Raw genomic sequence first — 23145 nt, 5'->3', positions numbered from 1 at the left:
GCTCGGGCGCATGACGCTGGCGGTGCGGGTGATCCCCTGTCTGGACGTGGACGCGGGCCGGGTGGTCAAGGGGGTCAACTTCCAGGACCTGCGGGACGCGGGGGACCCGGTCGAGCTGGCCGCCGCGTACGACGCCGCGGGCGCCGACGAGCTGACGTTCCTCGACGTCACCGCGTCCTCCGACGAACGCCGCACCACCCTGGAGGTGGTCCGCCGCACCGCCGAGTCGGTCTTCATCCCGTTGACCGTGGGCGGCGGGGTGCGCTCGGTGGCGGACGTCGACACGCTGCTGCGGGCCGGCGCCGACAAGGTGGGCGTGAACACCGCGGCGATCGCCCGCCCCGAGCTGATCGCCGAGATCGCCGAGCGGTTCGGCCGGCAGGTGCTGGTGCTCTCCCTGGACGTACGCCGGGCCGGCGCGCGGAACGCGACCGGCACCGGCGGCGACGACGGGCCCGGCGGCCCGGTGAGCGGGTTCGAGGTGACCACCCACGGCGGCCGCCGTGGCACCGGCATCGACGCGGTGGCCTGGGCGCGGCGGGCCGCCGAACTGGGCGCGGGGGAGATCCTGCTCAACTCGATGGACGCGGACGGCACGAAGGCCGGCTTCGACGTCGAGCTGATCCGGGCCGTCCGGGCGGCCGTGGAGGTACCGGTGGTGGCCAGCGGGGGCGCCGGACGCGCCGCCGACTTCCCGCCCGCGGTGGCCGCCGGCGCGGACGCGGTGCTGGCCGCCAGCATCTTCCACTTCGGCGAGGTCGCCGTCGGGGAGGTCAAGGACGCGCTGCGGGCGGCCGGCCAGCCGGTCCGCTGAGGCAGGCCACCCGCCCGCGCCGGCCGGTCCCGCCGAGACCGCCGGCGCCGACCGGTCCGTCGGGGCTGACCGGTCCGTCGGGGCCGACCGCGTCGACGGTCGGGCTCGACCGGCCGGTCAAGCCCGACCGGCACCGACCGCTCAGCGCCGGACGTCGTCCTCGGGCGAGCGGCGCGGGGCCGGGATCATCAGCCGGGCCGCGTACTCCTGCACCGCGGTGGCGTGCTCGGCCTCGTCCAGCGCCCATTCGGTGCTGCCCGGGGCGTGACGCTTCGTGAGGACGCCGTGCACGGTCTCGACCGCGGTGCCGAACCCGCCGCGCGGCCGGGTCCGCCAGAGCTGCTCGCCGATCGGGGTGACCCGGAACCAGCCGTCGGAGACCGTGATCAGGTCGGCGCCGGCCAGCCGGCGCACCGCCGCCTCGACCTCGGCCCGGCCCGGAATTGCATTGTGCAGGTGGTCAGCGGTGTAGAGCACGTCGGCCAGCCGGACCCCCTCGGGCCGTCTGCTTGTCGCCGCCCGCCGGTGCCGACCCGCGCCGCCGGCAATCACCAGCGCTACGAAGATCCACGCGTCCGCCCAGCGCCACCCCGTTTCCGCCATAGCAAGATGATGCCGTGCCCGCCCGGCGGAGGGAACGCCCTCATGCGCAACTTTCACGGAATGTAAGGGTGGAGATCACAACGGGACGGCCGAAGTGGAGGCGTCACCCGGCCGGGCCGGCGGTGCGGGTGGCGCGGTCGGCCGTTCGGTGGTCGACGGCACCGTGAACAGCGGGATGAACACGTGGGCCAACGGTCCGATGGCCACCGCGTACAGCACGGTGCCGACCCCGACGGTGCCACCGAGCAGGAAGCCGGCGGCCAGCACCGTGACTTCGATCACGGTGCGGACCAGCCGGATGGACCGGCCGGGGCGCCGGGCCACGAATCCGGTCATCAGCCCGTCGCGCGGTCCGGGACCGAGCCGGGCTCCGATGTAGAGCCCGGTGGCCATGCCGTTGAGCACGATGCCGGCGACCAGGAAGCCGATCCGCAGCGGCAGCGGCCCCGCGGTGGGCAGCAGTGCCAGCGCCGCGTCCACCGCCAGGCCGATCACCAGTACGTTGCTGACGGTGCCGAGGCCCGGCCGCTGGCGCAGCGGGATCCACAGCAGCAGCACGAGCGCGCCGACGAGGATGGTCACGGTGCCGATGGACAGCGGGGTCCGGCGCGCCACCCCCTGATGGAAGACGTCCCACGGGTCCAGCCCGAGGGTGGATTCGATCATCAGGGCCATGCTCACGCCGTACAGGACCAGCCCGGCGTAGAGCTGTACGAGCCGCCGGGGGAGGTGGGCGCCACGGTTGCCAATCCACTTCACGCATGCCAGTCTGAGGACCAGTTTCCGGAGGTTAAAGAGCCAATTGCGGGAGGATGGCATGTCGGGGCTGATCCGGGGTCCCCAATTGGCCCGGTTGTTGGGTCATTGGCATGCCTTGCCTGGGCCACATCGCCGGCCGGACTACGTCGCGCTGGCCGCCGCCGTCCGCGGCCTGCTGGCCGACGGCCGGCTGCCCATCGGGGTACGGGCGCCGGCCGAACGGGAACTCGCCGAGGCGCTGGGCATCAGCCGGACCACGGTGACGGCCGCCTACCGGGAACTGCGGGACAGCGGGCACCTGTCCAGCCGCCGGGGCGCCGGAAGCTGGACCCGGCTGCCGGCCGGGCACCGGGTGGGCAGTTCGGGCCTGTGGACCCCGCAGGACGACCTGGACATGATCGATCTCGGCTGCGCGGCCCTCGCGGCCCCCGCCGAGTTGCTCGGGGCCGCGCGGGCCGCGGCCGAGGACCTGCCGCGCTACCTGTGCGGCGCGGGATACCACCCGACCGGGGTGGTGGAGCTGCGCGAGGCCGTGGCCCGGACGTACGCCGAGCGCGGGCTGCCGACCAGCCCCGAGCAGATCATGATCACCAGCGGTACGCTCCAGGCGCTCGACCTGGTGCTGCGGCTCGGCCTGCCGGTCGGCGAGCGGGCGCTCGTCGAGTCGCCCACCTACCCGAACGCGCTGTCCGCCCTCGCCGCCCGGCGCGCCCGGATCAGCACCCACGGGCTGGACACCGCCGAGCCCGGCTGGGACGCCGAGCTGCTGGTGGGCACCCTGCGCCAGGTTCGGCCGCGGCTGGCGTACCTGATCCCGGACTTCCAGAACCCGACCGGCCACCTGATGCCGGCGGACCTGCGGGAACGCCTGGTGGTCGCGGCGCACGCGGCCGGCACCGACGTGGTCGTCGACGAGTCCTTCGTGGACCTGCCGCTGGACGGCGCCGCGCTGCCGCCGCCGATGGCCGCCTTCGACCGGCACTCCCGGGTGGTCTCGATCGGTGGCATGAGCAAACCCTTCTGGGGCGGCCTGCGGATCGGTTGGGTCCGGGCCTCCGCGCCGCAGGTGCAGCGCCTGGCCGCGGTCCGGGTCGGGGTCGACATGGCCAGCCCGGTGCTGGACCAGCTCGTCGCCGTGCACCTGCTGGCCGACCGGCAGCGGATCGTGTGCGCCCGGCGGGCGCAGCTCACGGCGCAGCGGGACGCCCTGCTCGACGCGCTGTCCGCCGAGTTGCCGGAGTGGCGGGTGACCGTCCCGCGCGGCGGGGTGAGCCTGTGGGCGGAACTGGACGGCCCGGTGTCCAGCGCGCTCGCCCGGGCCGTCGAGGAGGTCGGGGTGCGGCTGGCGCCGGGTCCGCGGTTCGGGCTGGACGGCACGCTGGAGCGCTTCCTGCGGCTGCCGTTCACGCTGCCACCCGCGGAACTTCGCGAGGCCGTCCGGCGGATCACCGGCGTCCGGCACGGGCTGGACCGGGAGTCCCGGGACCGCTGGCGGGAGCCCGCCGTCATCGCCTGAGATCCGCGACCGCCGGGCCCGGGTGCCGCGCCGCGACCGGCGGGGCCGGGTGCCGTGCCGCGACCGCCGGGCCCGGGTGCCGTGCCGCGACCGCCGGGGCCGGCGCGGGGGCTCAGGCCAGCCGGGGACGGGTGGCCACCGGGCGGGGCCGGACCAGCCAGCCCACCGGCCGGCGCCACCGGCGCGGCGCGCGCAGCCGGGGCAGCAGATCCCGGCTGGGCAGCGGGATCCGGCGGGGCAGCACGCCCCCGCGCGACCGGGTCACCGGCACGCTCGCCCAGACGATCTTCCCGTCGGTCGCCGGCAGGATGCCGAACCCGCTGGCCGAGCGGCTGACCAGGTCCAGTCCCCGGCCGCGTTCGGCGAGCGCGATCCGGGTCGGGTCGGCGGCCCGGGCGGGGTCCACCGCCGGCAGGTCCCGACTGCGGTCACCCACGGCGATCCGCAGCCGGCCGCGGTGCTGGGAGACAGTGACGTCGATGTCGGTACCGGCGTGCTCGGCCGCGTTGGCCACCAGTTCCGAGACGACCAGTTGGCCGTTGTCGACGCCCTCCTCGACGCCCCACCGCCGGCAGCACTCGCGCACCATCCGGCGGGCCGCGGCCGGCGCCTCCGGTCCGGGCGCCATCCGCAGGTGCGCCCGGCGCACCCGCGGCGGGCAGGGGTACGGCCGCAGCGCGCCGAGCGCCTCGGCGAGGCTGGGGTAGGCGCGGACCCGACCGCCCGGCGCCCGGCGGAGCAGGAGGCGCAGCACCGGAACGGACCCGCAGATGACCATGACAATCCCCCGGTTGCGGCAGTAGGTGTTGAAGACCAGGACCGGCAGGAGCGCGCCGGCCGACTGCCGGGTGCGGTCCAGCACCACGTACGGGGGAAGGTGCACCACGTGTCGGGCCAGGGCACGGCGCAGCACGTGCGCCTGGGCCACGTTCCAGCCACCGGTCAGGGTGATCACCAGGGCACCGGTCTGGACGTGTGCTGACACCCAGGCTGCCATGACCGGTCGCCCCCCTCGCTCGTGGTGGCGACGCCCGGTCCCTCCGGCGCCGCCGCATCGAGGCTTACCCAACGGGTACGGATTTGATGCGGCGATGCCGGAGGATGCGCCAGGTCAGATCTCGGCGAGGGTGCCCGCGTACATCTTGTCGATCTCCGCGGCGAAGTTGGACTCCACCCCGCGCCGCTTGATCTTCAGGGACGGGGTCATCTCCCCGTCCTCGATGGTCAGGTCCCGGGGCAGCACGGTCACCTTCTTGATCGTCTCCCAGCGGTTCAGCCGGGCGTTGAGCTGCGCCACGTACTCCTCGACCATCGCCTGGGTCTCCGGCGCCGCCACCACCTCGGCGTACGGGCGGCCGGCCAGCGGCCCGCCGGCGCTCCAGCCGGCCAGCGCGTCCGCGTCCAGCGTGACCAGCATCGTGCAGTAGTTGCGGGACTGCCCGATGACCACCGCCTGCGAGGTGTACGGGCACAGCGCCTTGAACATGCCCTCGATGTGGCTGGGCGCGACGAACTTGCCGCCGGAGGTCTTGACCAGGTCCTTCTTCCGGTCGGTGATCTTCAGGTAGCCCTGCTCGTCGAGTTCGCCGATGTCACCGGTGCGGAAGTACCCGTCCTGCGTGAACGCCGCCGCGGTCTCCTCCGGCAGGTTGTGGTAGCCGCGCATCACCGGGGTGCCGCGGACCAGGACCTCGCCGTCCTCGTCGATCCGGCACTCCAGGTCGCCGAGCCGCTGGCCGACGGTGCCGATCCGCAGCCGGCCGGGCCGGTTCACGAAGTTGCCGGCGCTGGTCTCGGTCAGGCCGTACCCCTCGGAGATCGGCAGGTTGGCCGCCGCGAAGAAGGCGGAGATCTCCTGGCTCAGCGGCGCGGCGCCGGAGACCATGACCCGCATCCGGCCGCCCAGCCGGGCCTGCAGCTTGCTGAACACCAGCCGCTCGGCCAGCGCGTACCGCAGCCGCAGGGTGGCCGGTACGGACCGGCCGGCCTGTTCGAGGGCGACCCGCTGCCGGCCCGTGCGGACGGCCCAGCCGAAGATCTTCGCCTTGGCCCCGCCGTCGGCCTGGGCCGTGGCCACCACCCGGTTGTAGACCTTCTCGAAGATCCGCGGCGCTCCGCACATCAGCGTCGGCCGCACCACGGCGAGCATCTCGATGAGCTTGTCGACCCGCCCGTCCACGTACGTGGGCAGCCCCACGTGGATGATGCCGCAGATCAGGGTCTTGCCGAAGGAGTGCGACAGCGGCAGCCACAGGTACTGCAGGTCGTCGGAGCGCATCAGGTCGAAGGCGGCCTGCGAGACGCCCTCCCAGCACCAGCCGGCGTGCAGCAGTTCGACCCCCTTGGGCCGTCCCGTGGTGCCGGAGGTGTAGATCAGCGTGGCGAGGTGGTCCGGCTTGATGTCGGCGACCACCCGGTCGATCAGGCCCGGGTCGGCGGCGAGCACGGCATCCCCGCGCTCCTCCAGGTCGGCCAGGGTGAGCTGGGCCGGCTTGGCCGCGGGGTCGGCCGGGCCGTCCATCAGTACGACGTGGGTGAGGTCCGGCAGGTCGGCGCCCTCGATCTTGGCCGCCTGGGTCGCGTTCTCGGCGATCAGCACCCGCGACCCGCTGTCGGCGACGATGAACCGGGTGTCGTCCGGCTCGGTCGTCGGGTACACGGTGGTGGTGGCGCCGCCGGCGCACATGATCGCCAGGTCGGCGACGATCCAGTCCAGCCGGGTGCTGGCCAGGATCGCGACCCGGTCCTCGTGGTCCACGCCGAGCGAGCGCAGCCCGGCGGCCAGGGCGCTGGCCCGCCGGCTCAGCTCCGCCCAGGTCAACCAGACCGGCCCGGAGTCGTCGGGGGCCGGGTGGGCGAACGCGGGCCGGTCGGGGGAAGCCGCCACGCGTTGCCGGAACATATCGGGAATGGAACGGTATGGGACGTCGAGAGCCATCGGTGCTGCCGCCTTCGGTGGTCGCGCGTGACGGGCGTCACGCTCGGTCGCGGTTACCGAAGGGTATTGCGTGGTCCACGCCATCGGCTAGTGGGGCCGCCTGCGGCCGGCTCCGGCGGGCGCTGATCGGCTCCGGCGGGCGCCGACCGGACCCGGCCGGACCCGGCGGGCGGTGACCGGACCCGGTCGGACCCGGCCGGCGGTGACCGGTGCCGCCGCCGGGGGCGATCAGTGGTACCGGGCGGCCCGCAGGGACCAGTCGTAGGTGCCCCGGATCCAGCACCGCCGGGCGGCGGCGAACCGGGCGACCTGCGGGTCGCCGCCGGCCAGCACCTCGGGCTCCAGCCGGAGGTACGCCTCCAGCGCGTCGTTGAACCGGTTCGCGGCGGCGGCCAGCGCCTTGGCCTCGTCCAGGCCCGTCTCGTTGGCCACGGCCGCCGCCAGGTTGTGCCCGTCGGACCCGGCCCGGCGCTCCTTGTCGTAGGAGAAGATGTCGTTGCACCAGCAGACCAGGTCGACCGCGAGCAGATCCAGTTTGGACACCCGGGAGTCGGCGAGCCAGGTCGCGTCCGGGTCGGCGTGGTGCGCCGCGTCGGTGAGGGTGAGGCTGGGATACACCGCGCCGGTGTGCCGGCGCATCTGGATGTACTCGGAGACCACCGGCCGGCGGCGCTGCGCCCGGTTGGCCGCCTCCCAGAGCAGTGCGAGCAGGTAGTCGCGCAGCTCGGTGGCGAACCGCAGCAGCAGCGCGGGCGGGCTCTGCGCGCGGACCCGGCGGCCGAGATCGTGCAGCGCCACCCCGATCGGCCCGGCGGACTCCAGCAACTGGGCGGGGGCGTCGTCGCCGATCAGGTCGACGATGTCCAGCAGCCGGGCCACCACCGGCGCCAGCCGGCCGGGATCGGCGCCCAGGCCGTCGTCGTCGCACCGGTCGTCGAACGCGAACAACCAGGTGATCAGGTCGGTGAGCAGTTCCAGGTGCTCGGGTGCGGCGTCCGGGCAGGCGCGTCCGGCCAGGTCGGCGGCGTTCGCCCGGGCGAGCCGGCCGGCGTCGTCGGGGGTGGCCGCCAGGCCCAGCTCGGCGGCCCACCGACCGGACCGGTCGGCGGCGGCGGCACTGTGTGCGTTGAGGCGGGCCGGGAACGGGGGTTCGATGAGGGCCGATGCTGCGAAGGTGCGCATGGTGACTCCTCCTCGCTGGCATCCGATCGGCCGGGGATGGCCGCACACCGACCCGGCGGGCATTGCCGCCGCGGGTTCGTCCGACCGGCGGGTTGAGCCTAAGGCCAATTGCACGGGGAAAGTTGCACCGGGTGCTGATTGACCAATCAGTGACAAACGCGCGCCCGGACGTACCGTCGGCATGCCGGTCCGGCCGGGACCGGAAGCCCGGCGGGGGATACGGGTGCGCTCAGCGGCCGTGCGGGACCGAACCGGCCGGGGACGGCGGCCCCGGCGGAGGGCGGTGTGGGCTCAGTGGCCGCTCAGCGGCCGCTCAGTGGCCGCTCATCGGCGGCTCAGTGTCAGTGGCCGCTCAGGGTCAGACGCCGAGCCGGGCGGTCCGGAGCCGTTCGACGAGCGCGGCCGGGCCGTCCAACTGGACCCGGGCGGCGCGCTGCCGGCCGAACAGGAACAGGATCAGCTCGCCGGGGGCACCCACCAGGCGCAGCTGGTCGCCGGTGCCGCCCGCCGAGGTCTCGCCGTGCTCGGGCGCCTGCACCAGCACCGTGGCCGGGAACCGGCGCAGGGCGAGCCGGGCCAGCGCCGGCAGCCGGCGCCACAGCGCCGCCTGCTGGGCGGCGGGCAGGTTCCGCGGCTGCCAGCCGGTCCCGGCCCGGCGGACGTCCTCGTGGTGGACGAAGAACTCCATCAGGTTGGCCTGCTCGTGCACCAGCGGGTTGCTCACCGGGCTCCACCAGGGCGGTTGGCGGACCAGCTCCACCAGCCGCTGGTACGGTATGGCCGCCAGCCGGGCCTGGACCCGGTCGGTGTGCCGGCGCACCGGCGGCAGCAGGATCCCGGCCGCGGCGTCCGGGCGCCGTTCGCGGAGCACGAGATGGGCCGCGAGGTCCCGGGTGGTCCAGCCCTCGTCGAGGGTGGCCGCGTCCGGCCCGACGGCCAGCAGCAGATCGGCGAGTTCCTGACGCTCCGAACGGGCGAACCGCGACATGCCGCCGATCGTAGGCCCAGATCGGCGCCGCCGCCCGCCCAACCGGGCGGCGGATGTGCCCCCGCGGGGGTCTGTGATGGTGGACACAGGCGATATCGGGTCGTCGCGGGCCGCCGGACCGGTAAGGATGGCGGTGGACTTCGGTGGCTTACGGCACGGGGAGAGCGTGCGGACCGACAAGACAAGCCGGGACGTGCTCGGCCGGGGACTTCGCGTGCTCGGCCGGGCCATCCGGGAACAGCCGCGGATCTTCGCGGCGGCCGTGGCCGGCAGCGTGCTGTTCAGCCTGCTGGTGATCGCCAACGCGTACGTGGTCGGCGCGATCGTCGGCCGGGTGGCCGTGCCGGCGATCGAGACCGGCCGGGCCGAGGTGGGAATCGTCGCGCTGAGCGCGGCGGCGCTGCTCGGGATCAGCGGGCTGCGCGTGGTCGGGGTCTTCGGCCGCCGGCTCGGTGCCGGCTACATGCAGTACCGGCTCCAGGCCGCGTACCGCCGCCAGGTCACCCGGCGCTACCTGGAACTCCCGCTGTCCTGGCACCACCGGCACGCCACCGGGACCCTGCTGTCCAACGCCAACTCCGACGTCGAGGCGGCCTGGTTCCCGATCGCCCCGCTGCCGTTCGCGGTGGGGACCCTGGTGATGCTGGTGGCCGCGGTCGGCTCGCTGTTCGTCACCGACTGGGCGCTGGCGCTGGTCGGCGTCGCGGTCTTCCCCGCGCTGTTCACGCTCAACGTCGTCTACTCGCGGCGGATGGCGCCGCGGCAGGCGCGGGCCCAGCGGATGCGGGCCGAGGTGAGCGCCACCGCGCACGAGAGCTTCGACGGCGCGCTCGTGGTCAAGACCATGGGCCGGGAGGCGGAGGAGACCGCCCGGTTCGCCGCGCAGGCCGCCGAGCTGCGCAACTCCCTGATCGCCGTGGGCCGGCTGCGGGGGTTCTTCGACCCGATGCTGGAGACGCTGCCCAGCATCGGCACCCTGGTCGTGCTCGTGGTCGGTGCGCTGCGGCTGCGCCAGGGCGCCATCTCGGTCACCGAGCTGGTGAGCGTCGCGTTCCTGTTCACCGTGCTCGCCTTCCCGGTCCGGGCGATCGGCTGGGTGCTGGCCGAGCTGCCGCGCAGCGTCGCCGGCTGGGACCGGGTGTCCCGGGTGCTGGCCGCCAGCGGGCAGATGCCGTACGGCGAAACGACGCTGGAGCACCGCGGCGGCGCCCCCGCGACGCTCGCCTTCGACGGGGTCAGCTTCGGCTACGAGCCCGCGGACCCGGCGGCGGTGGCCACCCCGGTGCTCAAGGACGTCACGTTCGAGGTGCCCGCCGGCCGGACGGTCGCGCTGGTCGGCCCGACCGGATCGGGCAAGTCGACGATCGCCTCGCTGGCGGTCCGGCTGGTCGATCCGGCCGCCGGTGCCGTCCGGATCGACGGCGTGGACGTCCGGTCGCTGACCATCGGGTCGCTGACCGCCACCACCGCGCTGGTGGCGCAGGTGCCGTTCGTCTTCGACGACACCGTCCGGGCCAACATCACCCTGGACCGGCCGGGGCGCACCGACGAGGACGCCTGGGCGGCGCTGCGGCTGGCCGAGGCGGCCGGCTTCGTGACGGCGCTGCCCGAGGGGCTGGACACCATGGTCGGGGAGCGCGGCACCTCGCTCTCCGGCGGGCAGCGGCAGCGGCTGACCCTGGCCCGCGCGCTGGCCGGCCGGCCGCGGCTGCTGGTGCTGGACGACGCCACCAGCGCGGTCGACCCGCGGGTCGAGGCCGCGATCCTGGCCGCGCTGCGCGGCGACCGGGCCGGCGACGCTACGTCCGCCCCGGGCGCCTCGATCCTGGTGGTCGCGTACCGCCGGGCCACGATCGCGCTGGCCGACGAGGTGGTGTACGTCGAGCACGGCCGGGTGGTCGCCCGGGGCACCCACACCGAACTGCTGGCAACGGTCCCGGGGTACGCGGACCTGGTGACCGCGTACGAGAAGGCGGAGGCGGAGCGGGAACGGACGTCCGGCCGCGCCGAGGAGGAGGTGCGCGTTCCGTGACGGCGCCGATGACCGGGAAACGACCGGCGGACGGGCGGCCCGGTGACGGGCGGCCGGCCGACCGGCGGCCGACCGGTGCCCCGCAGACCGCGACCGCGCAGACCGCCGCCCCGCAGAGCACGGCCGCGCCGGCGGGGACCGGTACGCCGGCCACCGACGGGTCGCCGGGGGCGCAGGCGCCGACGGAGAGCACCTGGGGCACGCTGCGCCGCGGCCTCGCGCTCTCGCCCGAACTGCGCACCGGGCTGGCCGGCACGCTGGTGCTTGCGCTGATCTCGATGATCGGCCGGGCCGCCGTACCGGTCGCGGTGCAGCAGGGCATCGACCGCGGGCTGACCGTGCCGGGCGGTCCCGACCTGCGGGTGGTCGGCACGGTGGTGCTGATCACGGCCGCCGTGCTGGTGGTCACCACCGCCTGCGGCTACCTGATGATGCGCCGGCTGTTCACGGTGAGCGAGACGGCGCTGGCCAACGTGCGGATCCGGGCCTTCCGGCACGTGCACGACCTGTCCATGCTGCACCAGCAGTCGGAGCGGCGCGGGTCGCTGGTGTCCCGGGTGACCAGCGACGTGGACCAGATCACCCAGTTCCTCCAGTGGGGCGGGGTGATCCTGCTGGTCAACCTCGGCCAGCTGGTCGTCACGACCGTGGTGATGGCGGTCTACTCCTGGCAGCTCACCCTCGCCGTCTACCTGGCCTTCCTGCCGGCCGTCATGATCATCCGGGTGTTGCAGAACCGGCTCGCCGGGGCGTACGCGCAGGTGCGGGTGCGGACCGGGGCGATGCTCACGGCCGTCGCCGAGAGCGTGGTCGGCGCGCCGGTGATCCGGGCGTACGGGGTCGCCCGGCGCACCGCCGCCCGGCTGGACGAGACCATCGACGCGCAGCGGCAGGCCCAGCAGCGCGCGATCCGGATCAGCATCTACGGCTCCTCCGTCGGGGAACTCGCGGCCGGGGTGGCGCTGGCCGCCGTGGTCGTCCTGGGCGTCTGGATGGGCGTGGGCGACCGGCTCACCATCGGCCAGCTCACCGCCTTCCTGTTCCTGGTGACGCTGTTCATCCAGCCGGTGCAGATCGCCACCGAGGTGCTCAACGAGGCGCAGAACGCGATCGCCGGCTGGCGCCGGGTGCTCGACGTGCTCGACCTCGAACCGGACGTGGCGGACCCGGGCGACGACGGCGTCGACCTGCCGCCCGGCCCGCTGGACGTGCGGTTCGTCGATGTCGGCTTCGCGTACCCGACGGCCGGCCCGGACGGCCGGCCGGTACCCGGGCCGCCGGTGCTGTCCGACGTGAGCCTGCACATCCCGGCCCGCACCCGGGTGGCCGTGGTCGGCGAGACCGGCAGCGGCAAGACCACCTTCGCCAAGCTGCTGACCCGGCTGATGGACCCGAGCACCGGGGAGGTGCTGCTGGCCGGCGCGCCGCTGGTCCGGGTGCGGTTCGGGTCGCTGCGTTCCCGGGTGGTGATGGTGCCGCAGGACGGGTTCCTGTTCGACTCCACGGTGGCCGGCAATGTCCGGTTCGCCCGTCCCGCGATGACCGACGCGGAGCTGGCCGCCGCCTTCGCCGAACTGGGTCTGGACGACTGGGTATCGGGCCTGCCGGCGGGGTTGGACACCCCGGTCGGCGAGCGCGGCGAGGCGCTCAGCGTGGGGGAGCGGCAGCTCGTGGCGCTGGCCCGGGCGTACGTCGCCGATCCCGACCTGCTGGTGCTGGACGAGGCGACCAGCGCGGTGGACCCGGCCACCGAGGTACGGCTGCAACGCACGCTGGACGCCGTGACCCGCGGCCGGACCACCGTGGCGATCGCGCACCGGCTCTCCACCGCCCAGGCCGCCGACGAGGTGATCGTGGTGGACCGGGGTCGGGTCGTGCAGCGCGGGCCGCACGACGATCTGGTGCGCGATCCGTCCTCGGTGTACGGGCTGCTGTACGCGTCCTGGCTGGAACAGACGCGCTAGCGTCGCGCGGGGCTGGAACAGACGCGTCAGCGTCGCGCGGGGCTGACACAGCCACGCCAGCGTCGCGCCGGGTTGGTGCGGACGCGGCCGCGTCCGCACCAACCCGGGCCGGGTCAGGGCAGCGCGGTGAGCCGGGGTAGTACCTGGTCGGCGAGCTGCCGGGTGAACTCGACGGGGTCGCTGTCGCGGGCCGGCATGGTCTGCACCTCGGTCACCCCGAGCTTCGCGTACGCCTCGACCTCGGCGACCCAGGCGTCCACATCGACCAGCGGAGGACGCATGACCAGCACGGTCTTGGTGATCTCGTCGTAGTCGCGGTCCTCGTCGGCGCAGTGCCGGCGCAGTACGTCGAGCTTGTGCGCCACGTCCTCCGGCCCGCTGCCGAACAGGTTGCAGGCGTCGGCGTACCGGGCCACCAGGCGCAGCGTCTTCTTCTCGCCACTGCCGCCGATCATGATGGGCGGGTGCGGGCGGCTCAGCGGCTGCGGCGAGTTGAGCGTCTCGGCGAGCTGGTAGTGCTGGCCGGCGAACGGGCCGTTGTCGTCGCTCCACATCTGGCGACAGATCCGCAGCGTCTCCTCCAGCCGTTCGAACCGCTCGGCCATCGGGACCACCGGAACGCCCAGGCCGCGCTGCTCCCGCTCGTACCAGGAGGCACCGATGCCGAGCCGGGCCCGGCCGCCGGAGAGCACGTCGAGACTGCTGACGATCTTGGCGAGGAGGCCGGGGTACCGGTACATCACGCCGGTGACCAGCACACCGAGGGTCATCCGCCGGGTCAGCGCCGCGAGGTAGCCCAGCGTCGTGTACGCCTCCAGCATCGGGTCCTGTGCTGGAGCCGTGCTCTCCATCTGGAAATAGTGGTCCATCACGGTGAACGAGGCGACCCCGGCCTCCTCGGCCAGGGTCGCGGTCCGGGCCAGGGTCGGCCCGATGGCCGCCGGGTCGGCCGGGTTGGCAAAGGTCCAGTAGTGCAGGCCCAACTTCATCAGAACACCTCCACGGTCGAGCCTAGGCCGTGCGTTCCGGCGTCGCCGGCTCGGCCGGCAGTCGGGTGTGGACCCGGTGCTCAGCGGTCGGTCCGGTGTGTCGCCGGCACGGCGGGCGGCGCGGACAGCTCGCCGTCCAGGTAGCGCTGGATGTTCGGGCCGATCGCCGCGACCACCGTCTCGGGGGGCGCCGAGGCCAGCGGCTCCAGCCGGATGACGTACCGGGTCATCGCCAGGCCGGCCAGTTGGGAGGCCACCAGCGAGATGCGCAGCGGCGCCTCGGCCGGAGCGAGGTCCAGCCCCGCGAGGGCGCGGCGGAGGATCTGGGTGGTCAGGAACTCGCGGAACAGCCGCGCGCTCCACTCGCTGCTGACGGCGGAACGCACCAGCGCCACCCCGACCGACCCGGCGGGGGAGTCCCAGATGGTGACGAAGGTGCGCACCAGCCGCTCGCCGAGCCCGGCCCGGCCCTCGGCGACGAGGTTCGGGATGAGCATCCCCGGATCGAACGGGCTGTCCATGACGGCGAGGAAGAGTTGGTCCTTGGTGCCGAAGTAGTGGTGCACCAGCGCCGGGTCCACGCCGGCGGCGGCGGCGATGGCCCGGATGGACGCGTTGTCGAAGCCCTTCTCCGCGAACGCCGTCCGGGCGGCGCCGAGGATGGCGTCCCGGGTCCCCGGCTTCCCGGGGCGCCGTCCGGTGCGTCGGGCCATCTCGTCCCCTCGTCTCTCGTCCCCGCCTCAGCGCCTCAGCCGGTGCGCCGGCGCAGCGTCGCGGCGGCCAGCACCAGCGCCACCACCACGGCGCCGGCCACGATGCCCAGGTCCCGCCACATCGTCGTGGTCGGGTCGGCGTGCGCGCCGACCTCCTGGAGGGCCTCGACCGCGTACGTCAGCGGCAGCGCGTCGCTGACCGCGTGCAGCCAGCCGGCCATCTGGTCGCGCGCCACGAAGAGACCGCAGAGCAGGATCTGCGGAATGGCCACCACCGGCATGAACTGTACGGCCTGGAATTCGGTCCGGGCGAAGGCGCTGCACAGCAGTCCGAGCGCCACCCCGAGCACCGCGTTGACCACGGCGATCAGGATCACCAGGCCGGCCGGACCGGCGGTGTCCAGCCCGAACACCCAGTACGCGATGGTCGAGGCCACGCTGGCCTGTGCCGCCGCGGCGAGCCCGAACGCGATGCCGTAGCCGAACAGCAGGTCGAGCTTGCCCAGCGGCGTGGTGAGCAGCCGTTCCAGCGTGCCGGTGGTGCGCTCGCGCAGCATCGCGATGCTGGTCACCAGGAACATGATGATGAACGGGAAGATGCCCAGCATGATCAGCGCGACCCGGTCGAACATGCCCGGCTGGCCGGGCGGGGTGGGCTGGTTGTCGTACATGTAGTAGATCAGCGTGAGCAGCACGGCGGGGACGACAAGCAGCAGCGCGACCGTGCGGCGGTCGTGCCGGAGCTGGCGCAGGATGCGGTCGATCGTGGCGACCAGGATGCGGGGGCTCATGGCTGGCTCCGTCGCGGGTCGGGGGTGGCCGCGCCGGGCCGGTCGCCGGCGCCGTCCCGGTCGGTTTCCGGGCGCGTGCCGGGGCTGGTCCCGGGTCCGGCTTCCGGGTCGGTTTCCTGGTCGCGGATGAGTCGCAGGAAGGCCTCGTCGAGGTCGTCGGTGCCGGCGCGCCGGCGCACCGCGGCGGGGGTGTCGTCGGCGATCAGCCGGCCGTTGCGGATCAGCAGCAGTTGGTCGCAGCGGGCGGCCTCGTCCATCACGTGACTGGAGACCAGCAGCGTGGCCCCGTCCCGGGCCAGTTCGTGGAAGCGCCGCCACAGCTCGTCGCGCAGCACGGGATCCTGCCCGACGGTCGGTTCGTCGAGCACGATCAGCTCCGGCCGGCCGACCAGCGCGCAGGCCAGCGAGGCCCGGCTGCGCTGCCCGCCGGAGAGCGTGCTGACCAGTTGTTTCGCCGCGTCGGCCAGGCCGACCTCGGCGACCACCCGGTCCGCCTCGGCGGCGGGTACGCCGTGCAGGGTGGCGAAGTAGCGGGCGTTCTCCCGCACGGTCAGGTCCGCGTACACGCTGGGCGCCTGGGTCAGGTAGCCGAGCCGGTGGCGCAGCGCCGGGGACCCGGCCGGGTCGCCGAACACGGTGACCGAGCCGCCGGACACCTGCTGGACGCCGACGATCGCGCGCATCAGCGTCGTCTTGCCGCTGCCGCTGGGTCCGAGCAGCCCGGTGACCCGGCCGCGCGGGACGGTGCAGGTCAGCTCGTGCAACACCGGGCGCCCGCCGCGGCGCACGACAAGGTCGCGGACCTCGATCGCGGCCCGCGAGCCGCCCGGATCCGGTGGTCGGGGCGTGCCGCCCATCCCATCCTCCCCAATTCATCGGTCGTTGAACTCAACGGTAGATGAAATAACTTGCCGGGGCAACGGGCTTGACTTCGAGTGCGCTCGAACTGGAACGCTGCGTGTGTGGACGTGAGCACGACAGAGACCATCACGCCGACCGCCGGCTCCGGCGGACCGGCGGGCGCCGGCGGCACGCTGAGCGTCGGTGAGGCGGCCGCCCGGGTCGGCCTCACCACCTACACGCTGCGCTGGTACGAGCAGGAGGGACTGGTCGCGCCGGTCGGCCGGGACTCCGCCGGCCGGCGCCGCTACACCGACCTGGACCTGGACCGGCTGGTGCTGCTGACCCGGCTGCGCCGGACCGGCATGCCGGTCCGGGACATGCGCCGGTACGCCGACCTGGCCCGGCAGGGCCGGCACACGATGGCCGCCCGGCGCAAACTGTTCGAGGAGCATCGCGACCGGGTGCTGGCCCGGATGGCGGCGCTGGCGGAGGACCTGCGGGTGCTCGATCGCAAGATCGACCTGTATCGACGCCAGGAACAGGACTGCTGACCGGTCTGCCGGGACGGCGGACGCCCGCGGGCGCAGCGGGCAGCGGCCGCCGGCCGGCGGCCGGGGCGGATGCGGGAGGATGGGGCGCGTGTCCGAACCGAACCCCAAGCCCGCCCGAGAGTCGGCGCTCGACCCGGCCATCGCGGCTCGGCTGCGCCGCGGCCCGGACGGCCTGGTCGCCGCCGTGGTACGCCAGCACGGCAGCGGCGAGGTCCTGATGGTCGCCTGGATGGATGACGAGGCGCTGCACCGCACCCTGCACACCGGCCGTGCGACCTACTGGTCACGCAGCCGCCAGGAGTACTGGGTCAAGGGCGCCACCTCCGGCCACCACCAGTACGTGCGTTCGGTGGCGCTGGACTGCGACGGCGACGCCGTGCTGGTCACCGTCGACCAGGTGGGCGCGGCCTGCCACACCGGGGCGCGGACCTGCTTCTTCACCGAACTCCCGGTCACCAACGGCGGCGCCGACCCGGCCGGACCCGTCGGGAACGCCGACCCGGCCGGATCGGCCGGCGGTGCCGGCGGTGCCGGATCGGAGCGGTCGTGAGCAGCGGCACGGTCGTACCGGACGAGGCGTCCTTCGTCGCGGCCGCCGCCGGCCGCCGGGTGCTGCCGGTGACCCGGCGGCTGCTCGCGGACGGCGAGACGCCGGTGGGCGTCTACCGGAAGCTTGCCGGGGGACCGGGGACGTTCCTGCTGGAGTCGGCCGAGCCGGGGGCCGGCGCGGCCGGCATCGCCTGGTCCCGGTACTCGTTCATCGGGGTCCGCAGCGCCGCCACGCTCGTCGAGCGGGACGGTCGCGCGGTCTGGCTGGGCACCCCGCCGAGCGGGCTGCCGGAGACCGGCGACCCGGTCGAGGTGCTGCGGCAGACCGTGGCCGCGCTCACCGGGCCGGACGGCGACGCTCCGGACGGCGCGCCACCGCTGACCGGCGGCATGGTCGGCTACCTCGGCTACGACCTGGTCCGCCGGTTCGAGCGGCTGCCCGAACTGGCCCCCGACGAGTTGGGCGTGCCCGAGTTGGGCATGATGCTCGCCACCGACCTGGTCGTGCTGGACCACTTCGACTCCTCGGCGCTGCTGGTGGCCAACGCCCTGCTGCCCGGCCCGGACGAGCCGGACGCGCCGAGCCGGGTACGGGCCGCCTACCACCGGGCCGTCGGCCGGCTCGACGCGATGACCAGCGCGCTGTCCCGGCCCAACCCGCCGATGGTGGCCACGGTCGGCACGGCGGATCCCGGCCGGGTCACCAGCCGGACCGCGGACGGCGACTACCAGGCGGCGGTGCTCGCGGCCAAGGAGGCCATCCGGGCCGGGGAGTGCTTCCAGATCGTGCTCAGCCAGCGGTTCGAGCGGGTCACCGACGCCGACCCGCTGGACGTCTACCGGGTGCTGCGGATGACGAACCCGAGCCCGTACATGTATCTGCTGCGCTTCGACGGGTTCGACATCGTGGGCTCGTCGCCCGAGGCCCACCTGAAGGTCACCGGTGCGGCCGGGGGGACCCGCCGGGCCATGCTGCACCCGATCGCCGGCACCCGGCCCCGCGGGGCGTCCCCGGCGGCCGACGCCCGGCTGGCGGCCGAACTGCTCGCCGACCCGAAGGAACGGGCCGAGCACGTGATGCTTGTCGACCTGGGCCGTAACGACCTGGGCCGGGTCTGCGAGCCAGGCACGGTCGAGGTGCCGGAGTTCGCCACCATCGAGCGGTACAGCCACGTGATGCACATCGTCTCGACGGTGGTCGGCACGCTGCGGGCCGACCAGACCGCCTTCGACGCGCTGGCGGCGACCTTCCCGGCCGGCACCCTGAGCGGCGCGCCGAAGGTCCGGGCCATGGAGCTGATCGAGGAGTTGGAGCCGGCCCGGCGGGGGGTCTACGGCGGCACCGTCGGCTACTTCGGCTTCGGCGGCGACCTGGACATGGCCATCGCGATCCGCACCGCGCTGATCCGCGCGGGCCGGGCCTACGTGCAGGCCGGCGCCGGGGTGGTGGCCGACTCCGACCCGGCGGCCGAGGACCGGGAGACCCGCAACAAGGCGGCCGCCGTGCTGGCCGCGATCGCCGCCGCCGAGACCCTGCGGCCGGCCCGGTGACCGCCGCCGGGTCGCTGGGGTCGGCGCGGTGACCGGCCCGAAGTCCTCCCCGACCACCGGCGCGGTGACCGGCCCCGAGTCCTCCCCGACCACCGGCTCGGTGCTGGCCGGCCGGCGCGGGCTCGCGTACGCGGTCGGGCTGCTGGCCGCCGGCGCCGGCCTGGCGCTCTACGCGGCCACCCGGACCTGGGCGGTGCAGACGCTGGCCCGCCCCCCGCTGCCGCCGAACCGGGTCGGGCAGACCGGCGCCGACCTGCTGCCCTGGCTGCCGGCGCTCGCCGTGGTGGCGCTGGCCGGCGCGGGTGCCCTGCTGGCCACCCGGGGCCGGTGGCGCCGGCTGTTCGGCGCGGCGCTGGCGCTGGTCGGGCTGGCGGTGGCCGCGGGCGGCGGCTACGGGCTGGCCGGACCGGCCGGTGCGGGGCCGGGCTGGCCGGCGCTGTGCCTGCTCGGCGGGCTGGTGGCGGCCGGCGGGGCCGGCCTCGCCGCCGGATACGGGCACCGCTGGCCGGCCATGGGTGCGCGCTACGAGCGGGCCGCGGCCCGGCCGGTGCCCGGCGGCCGGGCGACGGGGCGGAACACCAGGGAGTTCTGGGACGCGCTGGACCGCGGCGAGGACCCCACGACGGGTCCCGGCGGCGACCCCGCGACGGGTCCCGGCGGCGACGCCACGGCGGGGTCGGGCCGGGGTGCGGACCCGACGGCGGGTCCGGACCGGGGCGGGGACCCGACGGCGAGGTGAGCGCGCGGGGCCGTCCGGAGCGCGGCGACGGCCCGGCGGACCTCGTCGCACTGCCGGGCGCGATCCCGGTACACCAGGATGGCGGCCTGGGCGTTCGCCTCGGCCACCCGGGTCCGCTCCGCGCCGCCCACCGCCCGCTCGACGGTGTGCGCCACGCCGATGGCCAGCCAGAGCATCGCACGGGGTACGCTGCCCCGGGTCCCGGTCGAACCTTGCTCGACGATCGTCATGGTCGGCTCCCCGCGACGTCCGTAACCGGTCGACAGTCCTCTCGAAGTCTGTCGGAACCGAGCCTGCCCGGCCGGTGTTTCCGGGTGGTATCCGCCGGTTGACGGGTGCGCACCGGCTCGCGGCCGGATCCCGGCCAGTCTGTTCCGGGCCGGTCCGGACCGGCCAGGGTCGCCCGGCCCGCCCGACGGGCCGTCCGGCCCGCGCCGGCGCGGGCGCCCGGCTCGCGGTCCGGGGGCGGTCCGGCTGTACGCGGCATCGACGTCCGTGCTGGAATTGTGTGGTGATCGTCGATGTCTTCGGTGGCGTTCGGTGATGCGGTTCTCACCAAAAGTGCCCCATTATGCCCGAGCCCGCGGGGTGAGCGACGCCATACCCCCTGCGTCGCCCGCCTGGTGGCGCCCCCTAGCATCGGCCCATGACACCCGGAGAGGGGATTCCGTTGGTGACTGCTGAACACGCACCCGAGGGCGACGATTCCGCGCCGACACCGGACGGCAGCGTTCTCGACGAGATCCTTGCCGGCGTCCGTGCCGACGTCGAACGGCGACGTCGGGAAGTCCCGCTGGAACAGGTCCGCGAGCTGGCCGCCGCCGCGCCGCCACCGCTGGACGGCTACGCCGCGCTCCGCCGTCCGGGCGTCGCGGTCATCGCGGAGGTCAAGCGGCAGTCACCGTCCCGGGGCCAGCTCGCCGACATCTCCAACCCGGCCGAACTGGCCGCCGAGTACGCGGGCGGCGGCGCCCGGTGCATCAGCGTGCTCACCGAGGGCCGCTGGTTCGGCGGCTCGCTGGACGACCTGGCCGCGGTCCGGGCCGCCGTCGGCGTTCCGGTGCTGCGCAAGGACTTCGTGGTCTCCAGCTACCAGGTGCACGAGGCCCGGGCGCACGGCGCCGACCTGGTGCTGCTGATCGTGGCCGCGCTGCCGCAGAACGCCCTGGTCGGCCTCGTGGAGCGGATCGAGTCGCTGGGCATGACCGCGCTGGTGGAGGTGCACACCGAGGAGGAGGCCGACCGGGCGTTGGAGGCCGGCGCCCAGGTGATCGGCGTCAACGCCCGCAACCTGCGTACCCTCGAGGTCGACCGCTCCGTGTTCGAGCGGATCGCCCCGGGACTGCCGAGCAGCGTCGTCAAGATCGCCGAGTCCGGCGTACGCGGCCCGCACGACCTGATCCGGTACGCCTCGGCCGGCGCCGACGCCGTGCTGGTCGGCGAGGGGCTGGTGACCCAGAAGAGCCCGCGGGAGGCGGTGGCCGCGCTGGTCAACGCCGGCAACCACCCGGCGACCCCGCGCCCGGTGCGCTGAGCCGCGCCGGGCGTCCCAGCAACGAGAGGACCCGCCCATGACGGTCAACGCCTCGGCTCCGGCCGGTGAGCTTCCCGACTCCACCGGTCACTTCGGCCGGTTCGGCGGCCGGTTCGTCCCGGAGGCGCTGGTCGCGGCGCTCGACGAGCTGGACGCCGCGCACCGGGCGGCGATGGGCGACGAGTCGTTCCGGGCCGAGCTGGACGGGCTGCTGCGCAACTACGCCAACACCCCGTCGCTGCTGTACCCCGCCCGGCGGCTGTCCGCGCGGCTGGCCGCCCAGGTGCTGCTCAAGCGGGAGGACCTGAACCACACCGGAGCGCACAAGGTGCGCAACGTGCTCGGCCAGGCCCTGCTCACCCGCCGGATGGGCAAGCGCCGGGTGATCGCCGAGACCGGCGCCGGCCAGCACGGGGTGGCCGCGGCCACCGCCGCGGCCCTGTTCGACCTCGACTGCGTGGTCTACATGGGCGAGCTGGACACCCAGCGGCAGGCGCTGAACGTGGCCCGGATGCGGATGCTCGGCGCCCGGGTGGTTCCGGTCACCGCGGGCTCCCGGACGCTCAAGGACGCGATGAACGAGGCGATGCGGGACTGGGTCGCCAACGTCGACGACACGCACTACCTGATCGGCACCGCCGCCGGCCCGCACCCCTTCCCCGAACTGGTCCGGGACTTCGTCCGGGGGATCGGCGACGAGGCCCGGCAGCAGTGCCTGGACCAGTTCGGCGCGCTGCCGGACGCCGTGGCGGCCTGCGTCGGCGGCGGCTCCAACGCGCTGGGCATCTTCGCCGGGTTCGTCGACGACCCGGCGGTGCGGCTGTACGGCTTCGAGGCCGGCGGCGAGGGCGTGGAGACCGGCCGGCACGCCGCGAGCATCACCGGCGGCTCCGCCGGGGTGCTGCACGGTGCCCGCACGTACGTGCTCCAGGACGCCGACGGCCAGACGGTCGAGTCGCACTCGATCTCGGCCGGGCTGGACTACCCGGGCGTCGGGCCGGAGCACGCCTGGCTGCACGACAGCGGCCGGGCCAGCTACCAGCCGGTGACCGACGCCGAGGCGATGGCCGCGTTCGAACTGCTCTGCCGCACCGAGGGGATCATCCCGGCCATCGAGAGCGCGCACGGGATCGCCGGCGCCGCCCGGATCGCCCCGCAGCTCGCCGCCGAACTGGGCCGGGAACCGGTCATCCTGGTCAACCTGTCGGGCCGGGGCGACAAGGACGTGCACACCGCCGGGTCGTACTTCAACCTCCTCGACAAGGAGACCTCATGAGCCGGATCGCAGCGGCGTTCGACAAGGCCCGCGCCGACGACCGGGCGGTGCTGGTCGGCTGCATGCCCGCCGGCTTCCCGACGGTGCCGGGCAGCATCGCGGCGATGACCGCGATGGTCGAGGCGGGCGTGGACGTCATCGAGGTGGAGATCCCGTACTCCGATCCGGTGATGGACGGCCCGGTGATCCAGCGGGCCAGCGACATCGCGCTGGCCGGCGGGGTCCGTACCGCCGACACGCTGCGCATCATCGAGGCGGTCGCGGCGACCGGCGCGCCGGTGGTCACGATGACCTACTGGAACCCGATCGAGCAGTACGGCGTCGACGCCTTCGCCCGGGATCTCGCGGCGGCCGGCGGCACCGGCCTGATCACCCCGGACCTGATTCCCGACGAGGCGGCCGACTGGCTGGCCGCCTCCGACGCGTACGGCCTGGACCGCACCTTCCTGGTCTCGCCCTCGTCCACCGACGCCCGGCTGTCGATGACGGCCGGGCACTGCCGCGGCTTCGTCTACGCCACCGCGCTGATGGGCGTCACCGGCGCCCGGGACCAGGCACCGAAGGCCGCACCGGCGCTGGTGTCGCGGCTGCGGGCGGTGACCGACCTGCCGGTCGGGGTGGGCCTGGGCGTCGGCACCGGGGGCCAGGCGGCGACCGTGGCCGGGTACGCCGACGGCGTGATCGTGGGCAGCGCGCTGGTCCGCTGCGTGCTGGAGGCGCGGGACGAGGCCGCCGGGCTGACCGCGCTGCGCCGGCTCAGCGCCGAACTCGCCGAGGGGGTCCGCGGCTGAGCCCGCCGGTCGTGTCGGCCGG

19 protein-coding genes and 2 pseudogenes are annotated in these 23145 nt (G+C 74.6%); 11 read left to right on the top strand and 10 right to left on the bottom strand.

All coding sequences use genetic code 11. From position 1 onward, the window contains the following. The first annotated feature begins 10 nt into the window (after nucleotides 1–10). On the top strand, nucleotides 11–814 hold the full coding sequence (gene hisF / locus CIK06_RS20230) for an imidazole glycerol phosphate synthase subunit HisF (protein ID WP_095566147.1): 804 nt from the start codon (nucleotides 11–13) through the stop codon (nucleotides 812–814). Nucleotides 815–955: 141 nt separating this feature from the next. Here hisF and CIK06_RS20225 read toward each other — a convergent pair whose 3' ends face one another. Both CIK06_RS20225 and CIK06_RS20220 read right to left on the bottom strand, forming a co-directional pair. Beyond that, entirely contained in the window at nucleotides 956–1417 is a 462-nt protein-coding gene (locus tag CIK06_RS20225; RefSeq protein ID WP_095566146.1) for a hypothetical protein, read from the bottom strand. A gap of 75 nt (nucleotides 1418–1492) precedes the next feature. Further along, complete coding sequence (locus CIK06_RS20220) at nucleotides 1493–2176, bottom strand: YitT family protein (RefSeq protein WP_232533754.1); 684 nt, start codon at nucleotides 2174–2176, stop codon at nucleotides 1493–1495. Nucleotides 2177–2234: 58 nt separating this feature from the next. Here CIK06_RS20220 and CIK06_RS20215 point away from each other — a divergent pair, with 58 nt between their 5' ends. Continuing rightward, nucleotides 2235–3692, top strand: coding sequence for a PLP-dependent aminotransferase family protein (locus CIK06_RS20215; RefSeq protein WP_095566145.1), 1458 nt, complete (start codon nucleotides 2235–2237; stop codon nucleotides 3690–3692). Nucleotides 3693–3804: 112 nt separating this feature from the next. Here the strand turns inward: CIK06_RS20215 and CIK06_RS20210 are convergent, their stop codons facing one another. The 4 genes from CIK06_RS20210 to CIK06_RS20195 form a co-directional block, all read right to left on the bottom strand. Beyond that, nucleotides 3805–4677, bottom strand: coding sequence for an ATP-binding protein (locus tag CIK06_RS20210; protein WP_157756874.1), 873 nt, complete (start codon nucleotides 4675–4677; stop codon nucleotides 3805–3807). 126 nt (nucleotides 4678–4803) lie between these two features. After that, the gene (locus CIK06_RS20205; protein ID WP_095566143.1) at nucleotides 4804–6630 is read right to left on the bottom strand and encodes a long-chain fatty acid--CoA ligase; all 1827 of its coding nucleotides are present in this window, start codon (nucleotides 6628–6630) and stop codon (nucleotides 4804–4806) included. A gap of 228 nt (nucleotides 6631–6858) precedes the next feature. Further along, nucleotides 6859–7812, bottom strand: a complete 954-nt coding sequence (locus CIK06_RS20200) for a terpene synthase (protein WP_095566142.1) — start codon at nucleotides 7810–7812, stop codon at nucleotides 6859–6861. Between the two features lie 358 nt (nucleotides 7813–8170). Then, nucleotides 8171–8800: a TIGR03085 family metal-binding protein gene (locus tag CIK06_RS20195; protein ID WP_095566141.1), complete on the bottom strand. Its 630-nt coding sequence runs from the start codon at nucleotides 8798–8800 to the stop codon at nucleotides 8171–8173. Nucleotides 8801–8993: 193 nt separating this feature from the next. On the opposite strand from CIK06_RS20195, the gene CIK06_RS20190 reads away from it, so the two are divergent. Both CIK06_RS20190 and CIK06_RS20185 read left to right on the top strand, forming a co-directional pair. Beyond that, nucleotides 8994–10832: an ABC transporter ATP-binding protein gene (locus CIK06_RS20190; RefSeq protein WP_232534344.1), complete on the top strand. Its 1839-nt coding sequence runs from the start codon at nucleotides 8994–8996 to the stop codon at nucleotides 10830–10832. Next, the gene (locus CIK06_RS20185) at nucleotides 10829–12796 is read left to right on the top strand and encodes an ABC transporter ATP-binding protein (protein ID WP_232533753.1); all 1968 of its coding nucleotides are present in this window, start codon (nucleotides 10829–10831) and stop codon (nucleotides 12794–12796) included. Before CIK06_RS20190 ends, CIK06_RS20185 begins: the two co-directional genes overlap by 4 nt. A gap of 113 nt (nucleotides 12797–12909) precedes the next feature. Here the strand turns inward: CIK06_RS20185 and CIK06_RS20180 are convergent, their stop codons facing one another. The 4 genes and pseudogenes from CIK06_RS20180 to CIK06_RS20165 form a co-directional block, all read right to left on the bottom strand. Continuing rightward, on the bottom strand, nucleotides 12910–13785 hold the full coding sequence (locus tag CIK06_RS20180; RefSeq protein ID WP_095566139.1) for an LLM class F420-dependent oxidoreductase: 876 nt from the start codon (nucleotides 13783–13785) through the stop codon (nucleotides 12910–12912). 80 nt (nucleotides 13786–13865) lie between these two features. Further along, nucleotides 13866–14498 carry a TetR family transcriptional regulator gene (locus CIK06_RS20175; protein WP_095566138.1) on the bottom strand — a complete coding sequence of 211 codons (633 nt, stop codon included), beginning with the start codon at nucleotides 14496–14498 and terminating at the stop codon, nucleotides 13866–13868. A 35-nt stretch (nucleotides 14499–14533) separates the two neighbouring features. Then, nucleotides 14534–15289: an ABC transporter permease gene (locus tag CIK06_RS20170; RefSeq protein WP_095566137.1), complete on the bottom strand. Its 756-nt coding sequence runs from the start codon at nucleotides 15287–15289 to the stop codon at nucleotides 14534–14536. 107 nt (nucleotides 15290–15396) lie between these two features. Next, nucleotides 15397–16146 (bottom strand): annotated as a pseudogene (locus tag CIK06_RS20165) (ABC transporter ATP-binding protein); the annotation flags it as partial. Between the two features lie 111 nt (nucleotides 16147–16257). Here CIK06_RS20165 and CIK06_RS20160 point away from each other — a divergent pair. From CIK06_RS20160 to trpA, 7 genes and pseudogenes are all read left to right on the top strand, one after another. Further along, on the top strand, nucleotides 16258–16683 hold the full coding sequence (locus CIK06_RS20160; RefSeq protein ID WP_232533752.1) for a MerR family transcriptional regulator: 426 nt from the start codon (nucleotides 16258–16260) through the stop codon (nucleotides 16681–16683). Nucleotides 16684–16771: 88 nt separating this feature from the next. Further along, nucleotides 16772–17233, top strand: a complete 462-nt coding sequence (hisI, locus tag CIK06_RS20155) for a phosphoribosyl-AMP cyclohydrolase (protein ID WP_232533751.1) — start codon at nucleotides 16772–16774, stop codon at nucleotides 17231–17233. Then, entirely contained in the window at nucleotides 17230–18783 is a 1554-nt protein-coding gene (locus tag CIK06_RS20150) for an anthranilate synthase component I (protein ID WP_095566134.1), read from the top strand. The genes hisI and CIK06_RS20150 overlap by 4 nt, the downstream gene beginning before the upstream one ends. 64 nt (nucleotides 18784–18847) lie before the next feature. Next, nucleotides 18848–19411 (top strand): annotated as a pseudogene (locus tag CIK06_RS20145) (Trp biosynthesis-associated membrane protein); the annotation flags it as partial. Nucleotides 19412–20195: 784 nt separating this feature from the next. Continuing rightward, complete coding sequence (trpC, locus tag CIK06_RS20140) at nucleotides 20196–21056, top strand: indole-3-glycerol phosphate synthase TrpC (RefSeq protein ID WP_232533750.1); 861 nt, start codon at nucleotides 20196–20198, stop codon at nucleotides 21054–21056. Nucleotides 21057–21093: 37 nt separating this feature from the next. Then, nucleotides 21094–22332 carry a tryptophan synthase subunit beta gene (trpB, locus tag CIK06_RS20135; protein ID WP_095566132.1) on the top strand — a complete coding sequence of 413 codons (1239 nt, stop codon included), beginning with the start codon at nucleotides 21094–21096 and terminating at the stop codon, nucleotides 22330–22332. Then, nucleotides 22329–23123: a tryptophan synthase subunit alpha gene (gene trpA, locus CIK06_RS20130; protein ID WP_095566131.1), complete on the top strand. Its 795-nt coding sequence runs from the start codon at nucleotides 22329–22331 to the stop codon at nucleotides 23121–23123. Before trpB ends, trpA begins: the two co-directional genes overlap by 4 nt. Nucleotides 23124–23145: the final 22 nt, after the last annotated feature.

The organism is Plantactinospora sp. KBS50 (assembly GCF_002285795.1).
GTDB lineage: Bacteria > Actinomycetota > Actinomycetes > Mycobacteriales > Micromonosporaceae > KBS50.
The sequence above is the reverse complement of the archived record's forward strand: the minus strand, read 5'-3'. Positions and strand labels throughout refer to the sequence as shown.

What these genes read in the sequence shown, in the direction of transcription:
- CIK06_RS20170 (WP_095566137.1), bottom strand. Translation starts at nt 15,289, where the DNA reads ATGAGCCCCCGCATCCTGGTCGCCACGATCGACCGCATCCTGCGCCAG.
- trpA (WP_095566131.1), top strand. Translation starts at nt 22,329, where the DNA reads ATGAGCCGGATCGCAGCGGCGTTCGACAAGGCCCGCGCCGACGACCGG.
- CIK06_RS20205 (WP_095566143.1), bottom strand. Translation starts at nt 6,630, where the DNA reads ATGGCTCTCGACGTCCCATACCGTTCCATTCCCGATATGTTCCGGCAA.
- trpB (WP_095566132.1), top strand. Translation starts at nt 21,094, where the DNA reads ATGACGGTCAACGCCTCGGCTCCGGCCGGTGAGCTTCCCGACTCCACC.
- CIK06_RS20195 (WP_095566141.1), bottom strand. Translation starts at nt 8,800, where the DNA reads ATGTCGCGGTTCGCCCGTTCGGAGCGTCAGGAACTCGCCGATCTGCTG.
- CIK06_RS20175 (WP_095566138.1), bottom strand. Translation starts at nt 14,498, where the DNA reads ATGGCCCGACGCACCGGACGGCGCCCCGGGAAGCCGGGGACCCGGGAC.
- CIK06_RS20215 (WP_095566145.1), top strand. Translation starts at nt 2,235, where the DNA reads ATGTCGGGGCTGATCCGGGGTCCCCAATTGGCCCGGTTGTTGGGTCAT.
- CIK06_RS20225 (WP_095566146.1), bottom strand. Translation starts at nt 1,417, where the DNA reads ATGGCGGAAACGGGGTGGCGCTGGGCGGACGCGTGGATCTTCGTAGCG.
- hisF (WP_095566147.1), top strand. Translation starts at nt 11, where the DNA reads ATGACGCTGGCGGTGCGGGTGATCCCCTGTCTGGACGTGGACGCGGGC.
- CIK06_RS20200 (WP_095566142.1), bottom strand. Translation starts at nt 7,812, where the DNA reads ATGCGCACCTTCGCAGCATCGGCCCTCATCGAACCCCCGTTCCCGGCC.
- CIK06_RS20180 (WP_095566139.1), bottom strand. Translation starts at nt 13,785, where the DNA reads ATGAAGTTGGGCCTGCACTACTGGACCTTTGCCAACCCGGCCGACCCG.